Genomic DNA, 14,667 nt, shown 5'->3' with positions numbered 1-14,667 from the left:
AGGAGGGGCCGTTCTCCACTGTCGTCGTCACTCCACCCTTGCAGGGGGTGGCCTCTGGTCGTCGGACCGTACTTCGGGCTGCCCTATCCACGGCAGACGGCGCACCACAATGAGGAGAATGGCGGGGAAGCATGGCTGGTCGTCGAATGAAGACGGATCATCCGGCGTTGGATCAGTGAGTTCCCGGCGCTCGCCTTGGGTGAACCGTTCGGTGTCGAGCGGCAGCTCCTCGATGCCTATGGCATCAAAGGCAAGTCAGTGGATCTCGACCCCAACAGTGACCTGGCCGGCGACTGGGCAGCGGCCTGGGGGAGTGCTGGGCTACGACGGTTGCAGATGAATGCAGCATCAGCCCCACCACAGCCACCGCGGTTACGGGCAGTCTGCTGGTCGCAGCGGCTCCGTCCTTCGAGTAGCCGCACCGTCTGCCTCGAAGGGGTTGCCGCTGACCACCCCTTTAGGAGTTCGGTCAACGGGGGCTTCACGTTGGTTGGACACAAGGGCGGGAGGCCGTGAGGCGCCGCTCGTGGCCGCTGCCGTCTGCCATCGTTGATGTCACGTGTGGATGTCAGGAGGCGGACCTGGCGAAGGTTCAGCTCCTCATCGTCATCGCGATGGACACGGGTATCGCGACCATCCCGCACGCCACGAGGACACCGCCGATGAATCGCGTAAAGCTCAGCGGCACAGCCTGTGCTCGGGCTTGCTGCGTCGGCTTCGTGGCCAGGCCCTCGGCAATGAGGGTGCGGAAGCGCTCTGAAACCTTGCGGGTTACCAGCGCTCCACCGCCGATGAGGGCGAGCATGCCCCATATGAACAGAAACGGAGCGGGGCTTGGCCCGTCTTGGCCGGCGATGGTCACCACCTCTGCATGATCCACTGGTGACGGGACCTGGTCAACGGACGCGGATCAACCTCGTAGGCAATCCGGACTGCCGACCAACGGCGCTCTCAGCTTGGGAAGCTGCGGGCATTTGAGGCCAACTCGGTTGCTGACCTGGGTGAATGGCCGAGGCGAGGGCTCACCTGCCTCGGCTGCATTCACTGTGGCTCCCTGCTGTTTCCCGCTCCATCTGGTGCGCCAGTGGTGCGGCCTGCTTCAGCACGGAACTCGGGTACTGGTTCGATGACGTCGGCCCAGACGCGGTCGGTCCACGGGTTGCCCTCCACGCCCAGGCGTGCCGCGACGACGTCGTCGAGGAAGTGCGCCCGAGCAATCTCGGCTGTCTCGTCGGGCCACCACAGCGAGTCGCACTCAGTGCACAAAAAGAAGAAGGCCCCATCGGCTTTAAAGCGGTAGCGATGGACCCGGTACGGTTCACAGCGTGGACAAACACGCTCGACTGACATGACCAGAAGGTACCTCGGCATGAAGCGCACGCTTTCCAACTGTGTTGGCGTGGCGGTGGGCTGTGTACCGGAGCGTTCACCTGCGTTCATCGGCGGCTGGGCTTCGGTCGGCCCTCAGGCCTTGGTCCCGTCTGAACGACGTGAACGTTGCTGAATGAGACGGAAACTGAGACGGCGGCACGCGGCTTGGGGCCGGCGGATCTTGCCGGGCTCTCCCTGAGCACAGCCGGTGCTGTGGCGCTTGACGCCGCTCATGATCAATTGAGTCGACACCCGTTCCGATCTGCGGGATACTCCCGCGATGCTTCAACGAACCGACACGCCTCCCTCGTGGGACGAGCGTACGCAGCTGGCCACCTTCCTGGACTACTCCCGTGACACCGCGCGAGCCAAGTGTGAGGGCGTGTCCGCCGAAGACGCCCGCAAGGCCCCACTCCCGAGTTCACCGCTGATGACCTTGTGCGGACTGATCAGCCATCTGCGGTGGGTCGAGTACCACTGGTTCCAGGTGATGTTCCTGGGCGAGGAGCCCGCGGGACCGCTCGCCGAGGCGACCGATGACGATCCCGACCCTGAGATGCGGACAGCAGTCGACATCCCGCTGTCCCAGCTTCTCGCCGAGTACGAGGAACAGAGTGCCCGCTACCGTCGCCTGGTGTCCGACCACGAGCTGAACTCGACGGCCAAGCGTCCCATCAGCGACGGCCGCCACGTCGATCTCCGCTGGGTGATCCTCCACCTCATTGAGGAGACGTCCCGCCACAACGGCCACCTCGACGTCGTGCGTGAACTCGTCGACGGGTGGACCGGCGCCTGAGACCTGTCGTGCGGGTCACGAGCGGAGCCAGAGGCGGATCGAGGCGAGGGTGACAGTGCCGTGGAACACGTAGGTGCGCTTGTCGAATCTGGTGGTCACATGATCCGCCGGACAGGCCCTTAGCCACGGTCCTTGCAACTGGCCGCTGACGGCACGTCGTGGCACAGCTGATCCTGGTGAGACTGGACCTCACCCCCGCCCAAGAAGATCATGAAGATCAAGACGGCCATAACCGCTTGGGTGACAACCGTCACGACGGCGTCGGCCCATGCGGCTGTCACGGCCGCCGCAATGGCGAGGAGTCCGACTCCGCCGGCGGCGGCCAGGTAGCCCCACAAGGGATCGGTCGTGACGGTCTTTTCCGGGTCGAGATCGAATCCGGACAGGAACCAGAGTCCGAAGATCACCGCCAGGGCGATCAGCTCCAGGAGCACGAGACCGCACCCGGCTGCGATGTCGGCACCCCGGTCCACACGGCGCCGCTGCCTGGAGCCGGTGGTGGCATCGAAGGCCGGAGGGGCAACAGGTAGGTCCATACTCGCCACCCTGCCCACGTGCCTAAGGCGGCACATGAGTACGGGTACTCAGTTCCGCACCAGATGGGTCCCATGATCCGCCAGGCGCCTTCCCATCGATCCTGCGGCAGCTCCTCTGGAGCGGTTGCCGTCAACCACTGCCGTCAACACAAGAGCCAGAGGCCCCGTGGATTCCTCTGGATTCCTCCACGGGGCCTCTGGCCAGCTGTGCACTCGGCAGGATTCGAACCTGCAAGCTTCTGATCCGTAGCTCTATAGAGATCAGTCGCTGACGGTCATACCAGCCCATCCACGGCCTTTGCAGGGCGCTGATGGTTCGGGTCGGTTGCTGTGGTTGCTGTACTTCGCTGCGGTACGGCAACTGCCTGGGCCTTGCTCATCCATGTAGCGGCAAGCTCGCTTCGTCGTCGCTCATCGCGGTGTAGACGGTGAGGCAGGATGCGACGACATCGACCTCCGAAGGCCCTGCGATCCGGAGCCGCACCAACTTGGGGAGATCGGAAGAGCGGTCGATGAGACCGATGGCATCTTCAGGCCATGGGTGTGGCAGCGGCGGGAGGTACTCCACCAAGATCTCGTCAATGAAGGAGCCCTGGACCGCGATCGAATCTCCTGTCTTGACGTGGTGCAGATAGGTAAGCGAGATCACGACGTCTGGCTTGTGCGGACCCTCCCTGAGGAAGACATCCACACAATCAGCGTTGTCCACGGCCCCGAACGAGACCCGTTCGACGAAGTAGCTCACGCATGGGGCAAGCGTGCGGGCTGCTCTCAGGTAGCGGTTCTTGACGGCATCCTCTGCCTCGACTGCGTCAGTCATGGCGTGAGGCTAGGGCTCGCTGCTGGCCGCGTCGACTTCAACAATCAGTTCTTCTAGAAGTGATGCGCCGGTTCGGCAGCACGGTCGCGCGCAGGCTTTGAGGTTGGCGCGCATCCTTATCAGGTCGATGACGGGGCGCTTCCGGTGCCGGTCCACCCACCCGGTGCCTCGACTGGCTGTCGGCTGACGTTCAGCGTCGACCACGGCCGGTCGCCCTTGTTGGTGTCAGGCATTGATGTCAGGAGACTCATCGGGCTTGACTGCCCGCCGCAAGAATGGCCCGGGGATTCGCCGGTCGTAGCGCTGGTGTCCACACTCCAACGGGTTGCCAGACGTATCGAGTACCTGGGATTCCGAGACAACCCTGTCGGGATCACCGTTCTCGAAAAGCCACACGCTCAGCAGCTCGGCCGCGACGGTCACCGCGAACTGGACGTTGGAGCCGTCGCAACCCGCGGAGACGGTGACGGCCTCCCCCGGCTCAAGCCAAAAGTCTTCGCCGTACGGTTCGACGAAGAGGCACAACGGGACGCTCCCCGCATTCTCAACCGGCAGACCTTCGTGCACTGGATCACCCCACTCTGAACCCTAGAGGCCAGTCGCCCACGCTCTGGCCGGCACTTGCGAACGGCGCCCCTTCCATCTCCGTCCGCCACCGCTCGAGGTCCGGCCTCCCTACCCCTCGATGCGAACTATGGGCATGATGGTCACTGCGGTCTGCCCGGCTGGTCGTGAGGTCCGTCAAGGTCGCTGTGGGACGGTGGCGGTTGACATGGTTGCTGTACTTCGCTGCTGTACAGGCGGTCGCGTGGCCCGAAGGTTGAAATCGCGTCGCCTACTCTCTACGCCATGACGGACCCAGAAGCCTTTCGCGCAGCAGTTCTAGCCAGTTCGGCCAGCGGCGGTCATTCTGGTCGCATCGAGGCCTCTGAGGGACGGCAGCGGCCAGGGTCAGTTCCTGGGGTTGCGGTACTGCGCTGCTGTACGGCTCGCTTCGCTGCCGTGTTTCGTGCGTGAGCTTCGCGTCGTAGTCGGCGATCTGACGGGTCACGGGGACGCTGGTGGCAGTTCGGATCAACCGCTCGTTTTCACGATCCACCAGGAAAGGACCGTTGCCCCCCAATCGAGGGCGCTGTCCCTGACCGTCCCAGACGGCTCCCCAGTAGAAGATCCACCCGAACGGCAAGGCCTCCACGCGCAGGATCTGAAGGTCGTACTCGACGTTGCCTCGCTCGCCGTCGATCTTGGCGAGCACCGTCGGCTTGAGGAGGCGGCGTTGGCCCGCGACGCGGACACTGCGGCCGAGTTGCTGGTCCAGCACCTGACCCAGACCGCGGCCGTGCTGACCGGCTGCGTCCATCATGAACCCTCGGCGGAAGCCTGATGTGCCTCGCCGGCTTGACCGGACGACTCACCTGATCACCGACACCGGGGCTGTGGACGTCGCCGACGCCAGTGAGGCTCCGCCCGTCCGAGCCGCTGCGCGACAAGTTCCAGTCTCTGGGCGGGGTCTGTGTCGGGGTTGGCCGTGGTGCGGTGGGCGGGGGTGAGGTGGTCGGCCAGCGTGGCGTTGGATGGGTAGTGGTGGACGCGATTGTGGGAGGCGGGCTGTGGTGGTGAGCTGACCGGCTGTGTGTTGGACGCACAGGGTGTGTAGGCCTCCGCGAATGTGCCCGCGGCCGGTCAGGGCATCGATGCCCGCATGAAGATCGCAGGCCGCAAGTGTCATATCGGGGTTGGCATCCGCGGTCTGCTTTTGGCTGTCTGGGTTGCCGCGGTGAGTGCTTTTGGCAGCGTCGGCGGTATACGTCTGATGTCCTGCATCGCCTTCGCCTGCCTCCCGCGTGAGCATGGCCTGGTTCGGCATCGGTTGCCGCATCACAGCCGCATGATTCGCCTGCCTCCCGCGTGAGCATGGCCTGGTTCGGCATCGGTTGCCGCATCACAGCCGCATGACCGGGCAAGCCGCCTATGCTGCGGGAATGATCAAGCCGATTGAACTCGTCATATTCGACTGTGACGGTGTGCTCGTCGACAGTGAACGCATCGCCGTGCGCATCCAGATCGCGTTGGGAGCAGAGCTCGGCTGGCCGCTGACTCAGGCGGACGTCATAGACCGATTCATCGGGCGCTCACGGGAATCCATCTGCGAACAGATTGCCCAGCGGCTGGGGGAGGAGATCGCCGCCTTCTGGTGGAAGCAGCTGATTCAGCGCCACCGGGAGGCGGTGGACGCAGGCCTTGAGGCCGTGGACGGACTGCCCGAGGCACTGGCCGAGATCACCCTGCCGGTCTGTGTCGCCTCCAGCGGCTCCCACGAGAAGATGCGCCACACTCTCGGCGTCACCGGACTCTACGACCGGTTCACGGGCCACATTTTCAGCTCTACCGAGGTCTCCCGGGGTAAGCCGGCCCCCGACCTCTTCCTGCATGCGGCACGGCAGATGGGCATCGATCCTGCGGCCTGCGCCGTGGTCGAGGACAGCTACCCTGGCGTCCAGGCCGCCCGCGCCGCCGGGATGCACGCCTTCGGCTACGCGGGCGGGCTCACCCCGGCCGAACGACTCGAAGGCCCCGGCACCATCGTCTTCCACGACATGCGCAAACTCCCCAACCTCATCAACGAGCAGTAGCCCCGCCGTCCCTCTTGTAGCCGAGCATCCGCACGAATTGACAATTTCTCTGCCCTACGGCAAGGCTGAGGAAGTGTCCGAGTACGCCGCTGCGCTGGTTCGTGAGCACGGACGCGTCTGCTTCGATCCGCAGGGAGAATGCCTCCGGCCGTGATGTGCCTGTTCGTTCAGCGGGCGGACCAGAGTCAGATGTCCGCGACGAGGAGGCCGGCGCGATAGCCCCGGCCCGGCCAGCTCTCCGGCGCTGGCGGCAAGGTCGCCGCCGCTGGGCGAGGTAGTCGGTCATGGAGTCACGGTGGATAGCGTCGGCTCGCTCCAGCAGCGCACCGTTCACCGCCTGGTCCAGAGTGCGGCCCTGCGCGGCGCTGAGGGCCTCGACGCGGCCCACGCCAGAACTGGAAGCTGAGAGGTGGGGCAGGTCAAACCTGTCACCCAACGCTGCGGCAGACCCGTATCGAGTGGTGCTGTTTCTTGTGCCTCTCTGGATCGCCGACCTGCGCAACCTCGTCGGCGACTCAAGCGCCACAGGGCCGTGGCAACGAGATACGACGAGCTCGCCGTCCGTTGCGAAGCGACCGTGCTGGTCGCAGTCCTCGACGAGGGACTGCGACCAGCACGGGCCTGATATCTCCTAGTCGTCGATGTCAAGCACCGTGCCGTACAGTCGGTCCACCTTCAGGCGGATGACCACGCGGCGCTCGGCGACCAACTCCTCCAGGTACGTATCTTCGTCCTCGGGCCTCGCGGCCTGCGGGATCATCCCGAGCAGTTCCAGCCCGACCGCGTCTCCGGGAACTGTCGTGCTCTCGGAGACCACGGTCTCGCCTTCGGCGACGGCGAACGACCACACGTCGCCGCCCGACACGTGCAGCGCCGCGCGTGGATTGCGCCGCAGGTGCCGGACCTTGACCCGATCCGCCGTGGTCGAGAACCGCACAATGCGGGCTTCGGGGTCCCAGCTGTACACCATGGTTGTCAGGTGGGGGTGGCCGCTGCGTTGGATGGTGGCGAGCGTGCCGAACTGCTCCCGGCCGAGCAAACTGCAGAGGGTTTCGTCGGACAGGGAGCGGGGCTCTGGTCGGTGAGTCATGAAGTGACCAACGTCCCTGGCTGTCCAGTAATTTCGTGGACTCCCTGCCACCTCCGCCCGAAGGTTTTCGCAGAGGAATGCCGTGATCTCCGCATGCCGCGTCCGTAGCCGGTGTTCCAGCAGCGGCTGCAGTGGCGGGCGGATGGTGAGACGGCGCTGATACTCCAGCAGCACTTTGACGTTTTCCCTGTTCAGGGGCGGTTTCGGTGAGTGTAGTGGGCTGATTGCCGGCCTGTGTTCTCTTTCCCGGGCCGCCCCTCGATCGTGTGCAGCCGCCGTCGGTAGTGGCAACGTCGGGCGACGGCTTGGCGTCGTCTGCGTCAGTGCGACCATCTCAGTGCGCGTGCGTTGATGGGGGGCTGGTGAGCCGTGGGTGAGTGGACAGTTGCCAGGAGCCGCCGAACTTCTGCCACGGTGAGGGGTGCGAGGCAGGAACCGCTTCTGCTGCCCCTTTTGCCGCGGCGTCGGCGGCCATGACGGCCAGGAATGCATGCGCCGGCATGGCCAGGGTGACGTGCCGCATCCAGCCCGTGCAGCGGCGGACTTCGTACTGATCCAGGCCGCATTCGTTCTTCGCGGCCTGGAAGGCTTCCTCGATGGCCCAGCGCATCCCGGCGACACGGACCAGGGACTCGATCGTGGTGCCGAGCGGTGCATGGGCGAGGTAGTAGGCGATCTCGTCGGGCTTGTTGATGCTGGGGCGTGCCAGTGCCCATCGCTGGTGGGTGGGCATGTCGCCGTCGAAGTCCTCGATGGACGTGATCTGCAGGGCCAGTGTTAGAGGCGCGGGCCCTTTGCGCCGTCACCGCACGAACGTCTCTCCCATGCCTCGCCCGGTGCCTGGGAGAAGAGGTGATCGATGCGTCCGAAGTGCGGCACCTGCTGGGACTTCGGGACGGCCAGGACGTAGCCGTTGGCGGTCTCTTCCAGCAAGCGGCGAAAGCGCCACTCCTGGCCGTAGGCGGAATCGGCGGTCACCCAGGCGATCGGCAGCGGAGAGGCGATCGCCCGCAGCACCATGGCCTTGGCCAGGTCAGGCTTGGTGGCGAAGGTGCGCTCGTCAGGAATGTGGGCGGCGCGGCAGCGGTCGCGGTCGTCGGTCCAGGACTTGGGCAGATACAACTCCCGGTCCACCAGGGCGCGTCCGCGCGTAGTGGCGTAGGCGGCGAACACGGCGATCTGGCAGTTTTCGGTGCGGCCGGCGGTGCCGGAGTACTGCCGTTGCACGCCGGCCGAGGTGGTGCCCTTCTTCAGGAAGCCGGTGTCGTCGAGGACGAGCATGCCGTCGGGCTCGCCGAGTCGTTCGGCTACGTAGTGCTGGAGGTCGTCGCGGAGCTCGTCGGCGTTCCAGCGGGCGCCGTTGAGGAGCCGCTGCAGGCGGTCAGGGGTTCGGTGTCCAGCGTATTCGGCCAGTTGCCAGCCGTTCTTTCGGCCGACCGGGCCCAGCAGTCCACGGATGTAGTCACGCATCCTGCAACGCGGCTCGACGCGCTTGAAGCGGTGTCCGGTACGCAGGAACAATTCCTCGAGCTCGTCGTTCCAGATCTCAACTGCACGCTCGTCGATCACGCCCGAAGGCTGCCCAGAGCGTTGCCACTACCGACGGCGGCTGCACACGATCGAGGGGCGGACCAGGAAAGAGAACACAGGTCGGCAATCAGCCCACTACACTCACCGAGACTGCCCCTGAACAGGGGAAACGTCAAAGTGCTGCTGGAGTAATAGGACTCCAGCCGTAGATCGTGAGCACGAGTTGAGTCGTGGCGGTAAGGGCCGTGCGGCTATCAGTCATTGCAGGGGAAGGCTTACTGCCCGCCGAGTCGGACTCCAGCAACCACGTACAGGCTCACGGACACCGTCGTAAGCAGAAAGGCGAGAACCGTGTGGACGACGAGCCCTCGCCCTGGGGCAAGGCCCAGATGTGCCCGGGCCGCACGGCTCACGCGGGGCCCGGGGACACCTCGCGCGGTGTCCGCGTCTGCCTTCTCGATCGCTCGGCGTAGCTTCCTGCGGCTTCTCTCGGTCGTGATACCCAGTCGTACACCGTGGGCGTCGCGCACCAACAGGGTCCGGTACGTGCTGCCGTACGAGAAGGTCGTCAGCAGCCTGACGGTGGTGATTCGGTTGAGGTCGACGGACCGTTCGCCGGTCAAGGTGTGTGCAGCCAGGTGCGACGATGAGTGCCGTAACGGGGCTCGCTCCTCACACAGTGCCGGTAGCAGGACGGAGCTGGCGATCACGGACAGCAGGCCGAGCACGATCGGTGCGCCTTCGGGGACTACCCCCTCCCTGGCCAGCCCGTAGACGCCGAAAGGCAGCAGAAGAACCGTCACCGCCAGGGTCGATCCCATGCGTGCACGCGCCACGCTGCGAGTTGTGGTTGCTTCCACTGATGCCCTCCGTTTCTGCTTGCAGAAATCAGCATGCGTGCGCGGCGGATCTCTGCGCATTGCCGGTGTCCGGCAATCTTCGGCTAGGGATCCAGCGGGTCCATGCCCCAGTACCAGCAGGACTCCGTGACCTCGTCGTTCGTCGCGGAACAGGACGGCCATTGCGTGATCTTGGTGGAGTGTGAGGACTCTTCAAGATTGTGCGGTGGCGGCGAGCCGCAGCGTAGACCTCGCCCGCTGGCAGGGGCCGTTCGAGGCCCTGGTGAGCCAGGTAGCGGGCGGCTTCGCGCGGGTTGAACCCCGGTGCCGGGTACGGGACTTGGTGCTGGGCCGTCAGAGTCCGATCAGGCCCATTGATCCAGGTGTCCCGCCACTGGCGTCGCACCGGAGCGCTGGTCACCTCGGATCTCATTCCCGCACGGTCTCTGGGGTCGTGCGGTGATGCGGCGGCTATGCGGTGAGGCGGTCGTGCCGTCTGGGACTTCCTGCCGCGTAGTGGACGTACTCGCGTTCCAGCCTGAAGCCGGCGGTCCAGGCGAGTAGGCGGCTGGGGCGGTTGTCGCGGGCGCAGGACCAGCTCGCGGTGTGACCGCGGGCCGCGATGTCTGCCAACAGGGCGGTGAGGCAGGCCACTGCCAGGTGTTCGCGCCGGTGCTCGGGGATCGTGACGCAGGCGATGTCCGCGTATGTGCTGCCCAGAAAGTATGCGCAGGCGATAGCCAGAACGCGGTCCTTGTGGAAGGCGGCCCAGCAGAGGCCGGAGGCCGCGAGAGCGGCCGGACCTCCCCATGTGCCGTGGATCCAGACCGCGTCGGTGTCGAGTTCGGCGAGGGCCGGGGCATGCTCCGGTGCGAGTCGTCGTACCGTCACGCCCCAGGGGAGGCGGGCTATCGAGGAGGGCGGCGTGCGATGTACGTACACCATGCGCTCCCAGGGGGTGACCTGGTCGAAGGCGTCGGCGAGGGCTGGGAGGAAGCGGTGGGGTGCGTCGATGTAGCAGTCGGCCAGCGGTGTGAGGGCTCCGGTGGCGAGGGCGGTCGGGTCACCGCGTAGCGGGGCGTGATCGGCGCAGCGTACGGCGACGGTGCGCGGATGTACGGCCCGGTCGGCCCACCACTGCCCGGTTCCGGTGGCCAGGGCGTGCTCGGCGAGAGTGACGGGGCCGGGTGCGGCGGCGGGAAACCACCGGGAGAGGGAGGGAAGTTGGTGGGGAAGGAGCTGGATCACGAGGTCACCTGTCACTGGGAATGGGGCGACCCAGGTGTGTGACGGGGTCGCCCCTGGGGCTCAGCGTTGACCGGCCCTGCGGCCGTGGTTCGCCTTTCTCTTGCGGCGGGCCTTCTTCTTGCGGGCGCGCTTCGACATGGGCATCAACTCCGTTGTGTGAAAAGAAACTTCAACCGGTACGGCCGACGAGTAGATCGGCGAGCTTGTTGAGGCGCTTGATCGTGCGGTCCTCGCTGGCGGCCGAGGCCGGTTCGACGTGCTCGGCGCGGTCGTAGTAGGCGCCGTTGACGATCTCGACGGCCGGGTCGCACAGGCGGACCACGTTCGCCGCGCCCTCGGCCGGCGTGACGCCTTCGTGCGCGTACAGGGGCAGCAGCGCCGTGTCGCAGATACCGGGGTGGACGGATACCGCGGTCACGCGTGGGTCGGCGGCGAAGACGGTGAGTGCCAGCTGCGACTGGGCGTAGGCGGCGAGCCGGGAGTAGCGGCGGGCGCGGTTGGGGTCGTTCCACTGGATGTTCGCGGTGCGGTGCAGGGAGGAGGAGACGTTGACGACCCGCCCGCCGGGGTCTGTGGTGAGCGCCGATTCCAGCAGGCACGTCAGGAGATAGTGGGAGAGGAAGTTGACCTGGAGGGCGATCTCGTTGCCGTCCGCGGTGACGGTGTGCCGCTCGGGCGCCGCGATGCCCGCGTTGTTGACGAGGACGTCGAGGTGCGGGTGCTCGGCGACGACGCGGCTCGCCATGGACTCGACCTCGTCGAGGTGAGTGAAGTCGGCGGCGTACGTGCGCAGTCGGCCCGCGTCGACACCGGCGGTGGCGATGAGACGGTCGGCGGCGGCGCGCGCCTCTTCCGCGGTGCGGCCGTGCAGCAGCACGGTGGCACCGCGTTCGGCGAGCTGCCGGGCGGTCTCGTAACCGATGCCTGAGGTGGCGCCGGTGACGAGTACGGTTCGGGAGGAAGGGGTGGAGTCGGGCATCGTTCATCCAGGTGTACAAGCACGCCCACAGCCCCGGCGAGGGGCGGCGCACGTGCGGGCAGGTGAGGAGGGGAAAGGGGCGTCGGATCGGATCGCGACGCCCCTCGGTTCGCGGACGAGCGCGTCAGAAGGACGCGGACGTTTCCGCGCAGCGCGGCGCACGACGGAGCGGCCGAGCGGGACTCGGCGGCCGGTCGAAGAGGAGCCAGGCGCTGTTCACAGACTCCATGGAAGCGGTTGCGAATGTCCCGGGCAATCCGGAAGGCCTTTCTCTGATGTGCTCCTGACGTGCGCATACACGTCCTTGACGGCCGGGGTGCGGGAGCGTGCGCGGCTCAGCCAAGACCCGGCACCCTGGAGATCAGCAGGTCGATCAACTTGATACCGATGAAGGGCAGGACGAGGCCGCCGAGGCCGTACAGCATGAGGTTGCGGCGCAGCAGGTCGTGCGCCGACAACGGCGTGTAGCGCACCCCTCGCAGTGCGAGCGGGATCAGGGCGACGATGATGAGCGCGTTGAAGATGATCGCCGAGGTGATCGCGGACGTCGGGCTGTGCAGGCCCATGACGTTGAGTGATTCCAAGCCCGGGTAGGCACCCGCGAACATCGCGGGGATGATCGCGAAGTACTTCGCCACGTCGTTCGTGATGGAGAAGGTCGTCAACGCGCCCCGGGTGATCAGCAGTTGCTTGCCGATCTGGACGATCTCGATGAGCTTGGTGGGGTTGGAGTCCAGGTCGACCATGTTCCCGGCCTCCTTGGCGGCCGAGGTTCCGGTGTTCATCGCAACGCCGACGTCGGCCTGTGCCAGCGCCGGCGCGTCGTTCGTGCCGTCCCCGGTCATGGCGACGAGTTTGCCGCCCTCCTGTTCCCGTCTGATCAGCGCGAGCTTGTCCTCGGGGGTCGCCTCGGCCAAGTAGTCGTCCACGCCCGCCTCTTCGGCGATGGCGCGGGCGGTGAGCGGGTTGTCGCCGGTGATCATCACCGTGCGGATGCCCATGCGGCGCAGCTCCGTGAAGCGTTCGCGGATGCCGTCCTTGACGATGTCCTTCAGATGAATCAGGCCCAGTACCCGCGGCCCGTTCCAGTCGTGCACGGCCACCAGGAGCGGGGTGCCGCCGGAGGAGGCCACGGAATCCGCCGACCAGCGCGCCTCGGGCGGGACATGGCCGCCATACATCTCCACCCACTCGACGACCTGTTGGGCGGCGCCCTTGCGGATCGCGCACACCGCGCCGTTGTCCCAGCTCAGGTCGACGCCGCTCATCCGGGTCTGCGCGCTGAAGCTCACCCACCTGGCATGGCTCAGCTCGCCCTCGGCAGGCGCCCGTAGTCCGTACCGCTCCTTCGCCAGTACGACGACGGAGCGGCCCTCCGGCGTCTCGTCGGCCAGGGACGACAACTGGGCGGCGTCGGCGAGTTGGCCTTCCTCGATGCCCGGCAGCGGCACGAACGCGGCGGCCTCGCGGTTGCCGAGGGTGATGGTGCCGGTCTTGTCGAGGAGGAGGGTGCCCACGTCGCCGGCGGCCTCGACGGCACGGCCGGACATGGCGAGGACGTTGCGCTGGACGAGTCGGTCCATGCCCGCAATGCCGATCGCGGAGAGCAGGGCGCCGATGGTCGTGGGAATGAGGGTGACGAGGAGGGCGACGAGGACGGTGGTGGACTGGGCGGCGTCAGCGTACTCGGCCATCGGCTGGAGGGTGATGACGACCAGGAGGAAGACGATGGTGAGCGCGGCGAGGAGGATGTTCAGCGCGATCTCGTTCGGGGTCTTCTGCCGGGAGGCGCCTTCGACGAGCGCGATCATCCGGTCGAGGAAGGAGTGTCCCGGGCGGGCGCTGACGCGGACGATGATCCGGTCCGACAGTACGGTCGTGCCGCCCGTGACGCCGCTGTGGTCGCCCCCCGACTCCCTGATGACCGGCGCGGATTCCCCCGTGACCGCCGACTCGTCCACCGCGGCGACACCGTCGATGACGTCGCCGTCGGCGGGGATGAGCTCGCCGGCCTCGATCAGCACGACATCGAGGGGTTTGAGGTCGGTGGCGGCTACGGCCTCGGTGTCGGCGTGGCGCAGATCGGTGCCGTAGCTCCAGTGGCGCAGGCGCAGCGCGACCGTGTCCGTACGGGCCTTGCGCAGCGCCTGTGCCTGCGCCTTGCCGCGGCCCTCGGCGACGGCCTCCGCGAGGTTGGCGAAGATCACCGTCAGCCACAGCCAGGCGCTGATCACCCAGGTGAAGACGGCGGGGTGGAGCACCGCGGACAGGGTTGTGAGGACGGCTCCCACGGAGACGACGAACAGCACCGGGTTCTTCACCAGGACCCGAGGGTGCAGTTTACGAAGTGCCTCGGGGAAGGACTGCACGAGTTGCGCGGGCTCGAACAGACCGCTCGGTGCCCGGCGTTTCGCTTCTCCCCTCGATTGGGGGGCGCGCTGTGGTCGGGTCGGCGGAGCCTGCTGGGGAGCGGCGGGAATCATCGGGACCTTCGAGCCTCGGTGGGGAACCGGCACGAGCGCACCGGGGCGCGCCGACGACCGGTCGAGCTGACATGGGAACTGGTGGCCGGCGGGCTCTGCGGTGCCTGGATCCCGGCACCGCAGAGCTGCGCACGGGCATCGGCGGCGCGATGACGACGACAACGCCGCCGCGTGCTCGGCCGCCGGGGAGGCCATTCGGACGCCCTCGGGCGAGGAAGGCGTCCGCGGGTGCTTCCGGGAGGGAAGCGGTCAGGCCACTGACGTCCGAGGCCTCTCCGGCGACCGAGGGAAATCTAGCCCGGCCGCACCTTCGAACTGTCCTGTCGAGCAAGGAATTTGCGC

Annotated in this window: 13 protein-coding genes and 1 pseudogene; 3 read left to right on the top strand and 11 right to left on the bottom strand. The window is 66.7% G+C overall.

Annotation, left to right across the window (positions count from 1 at the left end; translation table 11 throughout):
- Window positions 1–592 precede the first annotated feature (592 nt).
- A complete protein-coding gene (locus ACF07B_RS08280; RefSeq protein WP_392178255.1) occupies window positions 593–865 on the bottom strand; it encodes a hypothetical protein in 273 nt (90 codons plus the stop codon).
- Window positions 866–1,041: 176 nt separating this feature from the next.
- On the bottom strand, window positions 1,042–1,350 hold the full coding sequence (locus tag ACF07B_RS08275) for a hypothetical protein (protein ID WP_392178254.1): 309 nt from the start codon (window positions 1,348–1,350) through the stop codon (window positions 1,042–1,044).
- A 301-nt stretch (window positions 1,351–1,651) separates the two neighbouring features.
- On the opposite strand from ACF07B_RS08275, the gene ACF07B_RS08270 reads away from it, so the two are divergent.
- The gene (locus tag ACF07B_RS08270; protein ID WP_392178253.1) at window positions 1,652–2,167 is read left to right on the top strand and encodes a DinB family protein; all 516 of its coding nucleotides are present in this window, start codon (window positions 1,652–1,654) and stop codon (window positions 2,165–2,167) included.
- A 119-nt stretch (window positions 2,168–2,286) separates the two neighbouring features.
- On the opposite strand, the gene ACF07B_RS08265 is transcribed toward ACF07B_RS08270, so the two are convergent.
- From ACF07B_RS08265 to ACF07B_RS08250, 4 genes are all read right to left on the bottom strand, one after another.
- Entirely contained in the window at window positions 2,287–2,703 is a 417-nt protein-coding gene (locus tag ACF07B_RS08265) for a DUF6234 family protein (protein ID WP_392178252.1), read from the bottom strand.
- A gap of 376 nt (window positions 2,704–3,079) precedes the next feature.
- Window positions 3,080–3,523: a hypothetical protein gene (locus ACF07B_RS08260; RefSeq protein ID WP_392178251.1), complete on the bottom strand. Its 444-nt coding sequence runs from the start codon at window positions 3,521–3,523 to the stop codon at window positions 3,080–3,082.
- A 225-nt stretch (window positions 3,524–3,748) separates the two neighbouring features.
- Complete coding sequence (locus tag ACF07B_RS08255; RefSeq protein WP_392178250.1) at window positions 3,749–4,090, bottom strand: hypothetical protein; 342 nt, start codon at window positions 4,088–4,090, stop codon at window positions 3,749–3,751.
- A 268-nt stretch (window positions 4,091–4,358) separates the two neighbouring features.
- Window positions 4,359–4,886 carry a hypothetical protein gene (locus tag ACF07B_RS08250; RefSeq protein ID WP_392178249.1) on the bottom strand — a complete coding sequence of 176 codons (528 nt, stop codon included), beginning with the start codon at window positions 4,884–4,886 and terminating at the stop codon, window positions 4,359–4,361.
- A gap of 339 nt (window positions 4,887–5,225) precedes the next feature.
- On the opposite strand from ACF07B_RS08250, the gene ACF07B_RS08245 reads away from it, so the two are divergent.
- On the top strand, window positions 5,226–5,435 hold the full coding sequence (locus tag ACF07B_RS08245; protein WP_392178248.1) for a hypothetical protein: 210 nt from the start codon (window positions 5,226–5,228) through the stop codon (window positions 5,433–5,435).
- Between the two features lie 70 nt (window positions 5,436–5,505).
- The gene (locus tag ACF07B_RS08240) at window positions 5,506–6,156 is read left to right on the top strand and encodes an HAD family hydrolase (RefSeq protein ID WP_362406998.1); all 651 of its coding nucleotides are present in this window, start codon (window positions 5,506–5,508) and stop codon (window positions 6,154–6,156) included.
- 631 nt (window positions 6,157–6,787) lie between these two features.
- Here ACF07B_RS08240 and ACF07B_RS08235 read toward each other — a convergent pair.
- From ACF07B_RS08235 to kdpB, 5 genes and pseudogenes are all read right to left on the bottom strand, one after another.
- Window positions 6,788–7,246, bottom strand: coding sequence for a TIGR03618 family F420-dependent PPOX class oxidoreductase (locus tag ACF07B_RS08235; RefSeq protein ID WP_392178735.1), 459 nt, complete (start codon window positions 7,244–7,246; stop codon window positions 6,788–6,790).
- 334 nt (window positions 7,247–7,580) lie between these two features.
- Window positions 7,581–8,812: pseudogene (locus ACF07B_RS08230) on the bottom strand (IS701 family transposase).
- Between the two features lie 1,274 nt (window positions 8,813–10,086).
- Complete coding sequence (locus tag ACF07B_RS08225; protein ID WP_392178247.1) at window positions 10,087–10,863, bottom strand: GNAT family N-acetyltransferase; 777 nt, start codon at window positions 10,861–10,863, stop codon at window positions 10,087–10,089.
- A gap of 169 nt (window positions 10,864–11,032) precedes the next feature.
- A complete protein-coding gene (locus tag ACF07B_RS08220; protein WP_392178246.1) occupies window positions 11,033–11,842 on the bottom strand; it encodes an SDR family NAD(P)-dependent oxidoreductase in 810 nt (269 codons plus the stop codon).
- A 335-nt stretch (window positions 11,843–12,177) separates the two neighbouring features.
- Window positions 12,178–14,325, bottom strand: a complete 2,148-nt coding sequence (gene kdpB / locus ACF07B_RS08215) for a potassium-transporting ATPase subunit KdpB (protein WP_392178245.1) — start codon at window positions 14,323–14,325, stop codon at window positions 12,178–12,180.
- Between the last annotated feature and the right edge of the window lie 342 nt (window positions 14,326–14,667).

This window comes from Streptomyces sp. NPDC015532 (assembly GCF_043078065.1).
Classification (GTDB): Bacteria; Actinomycetota; Actinomycetes; order Streptomycetales; family Streptomycetaceae; genus Streptomyces.
This window is presented reverse-complemented; position numbering and strand designations above follow the sequence as displayed.

Coding starts and splice junctions, on each gene's coding strand:
- ACF07B_RS08275 (WP_392178254.1), bottom strand. CDS start 1,350: ATGTCAGTCGAGCGTGTTTGTCCACGCTGTGAACCGTACCGGGTCCAT.
- ACF07B_RS08270 (WP_392178253.1), top strand. CDS start 1,652: ATGCTTCAACGAACCGACACGCCTCCCTCGTGGGACGAGCGTACGCAG.
- ACF07B_RS08260 (WP_392178251.1), bottom strand. CDS start 3,523: ATGACTGACGCAGTCGAGGCAGAGGATGCCGTCAAGAACCGCTACCTG.
- kdpB (WP_392178245.1), bottom strand. CDS start 14,325: ATGATTCCCGCCGCTCCCCAGCAGGCTCCGCCGACCCGACCACAGCGC.
- ACF07B_RS08240 (WP_362406998.1), top strand. CDS start 5,506: ATGATCAAGCCGATTGAACTCGTCATATTCGACTGTGACGGTGTGCTC.
- ACF07B_RS08250 (WP_392178249.1), bottom strand. CDS start 4,886: ATGATGGACGCAGCCGGTCAGCACGGCCGCGGTCTGGGTCAGGTGCTG.
- ACF07B_RS08245 (WP_392178248.1), top strand. CDS start 5,226: ATGAAGATCGCAGGCCGCAAGTGTCATATCGGGGTTGGCATCCGCGGT.
- ACF07B_RS08220 (WP_392178246.1), bottom strand. CDS start 11,842: ATGCCCGACTCCACCCCTTCCTCCCGAACCGTACTCGTCACCGGCGCC.
- ACF07B_RS08265 (WP_392178252.1), bottom strand. CDS start 2,703: ATGGACCTACCTGTTGCCCCTCCGGCCTTCGATGCCACCACCGGCTCC.
- ACF07B_RS08235 (WP_392178735.1), bottom strand. CDS start 7,246: ATGACTCACCGACCAGAGCCCCGCTCCCTGTCCGACGAAACCCTCTGC.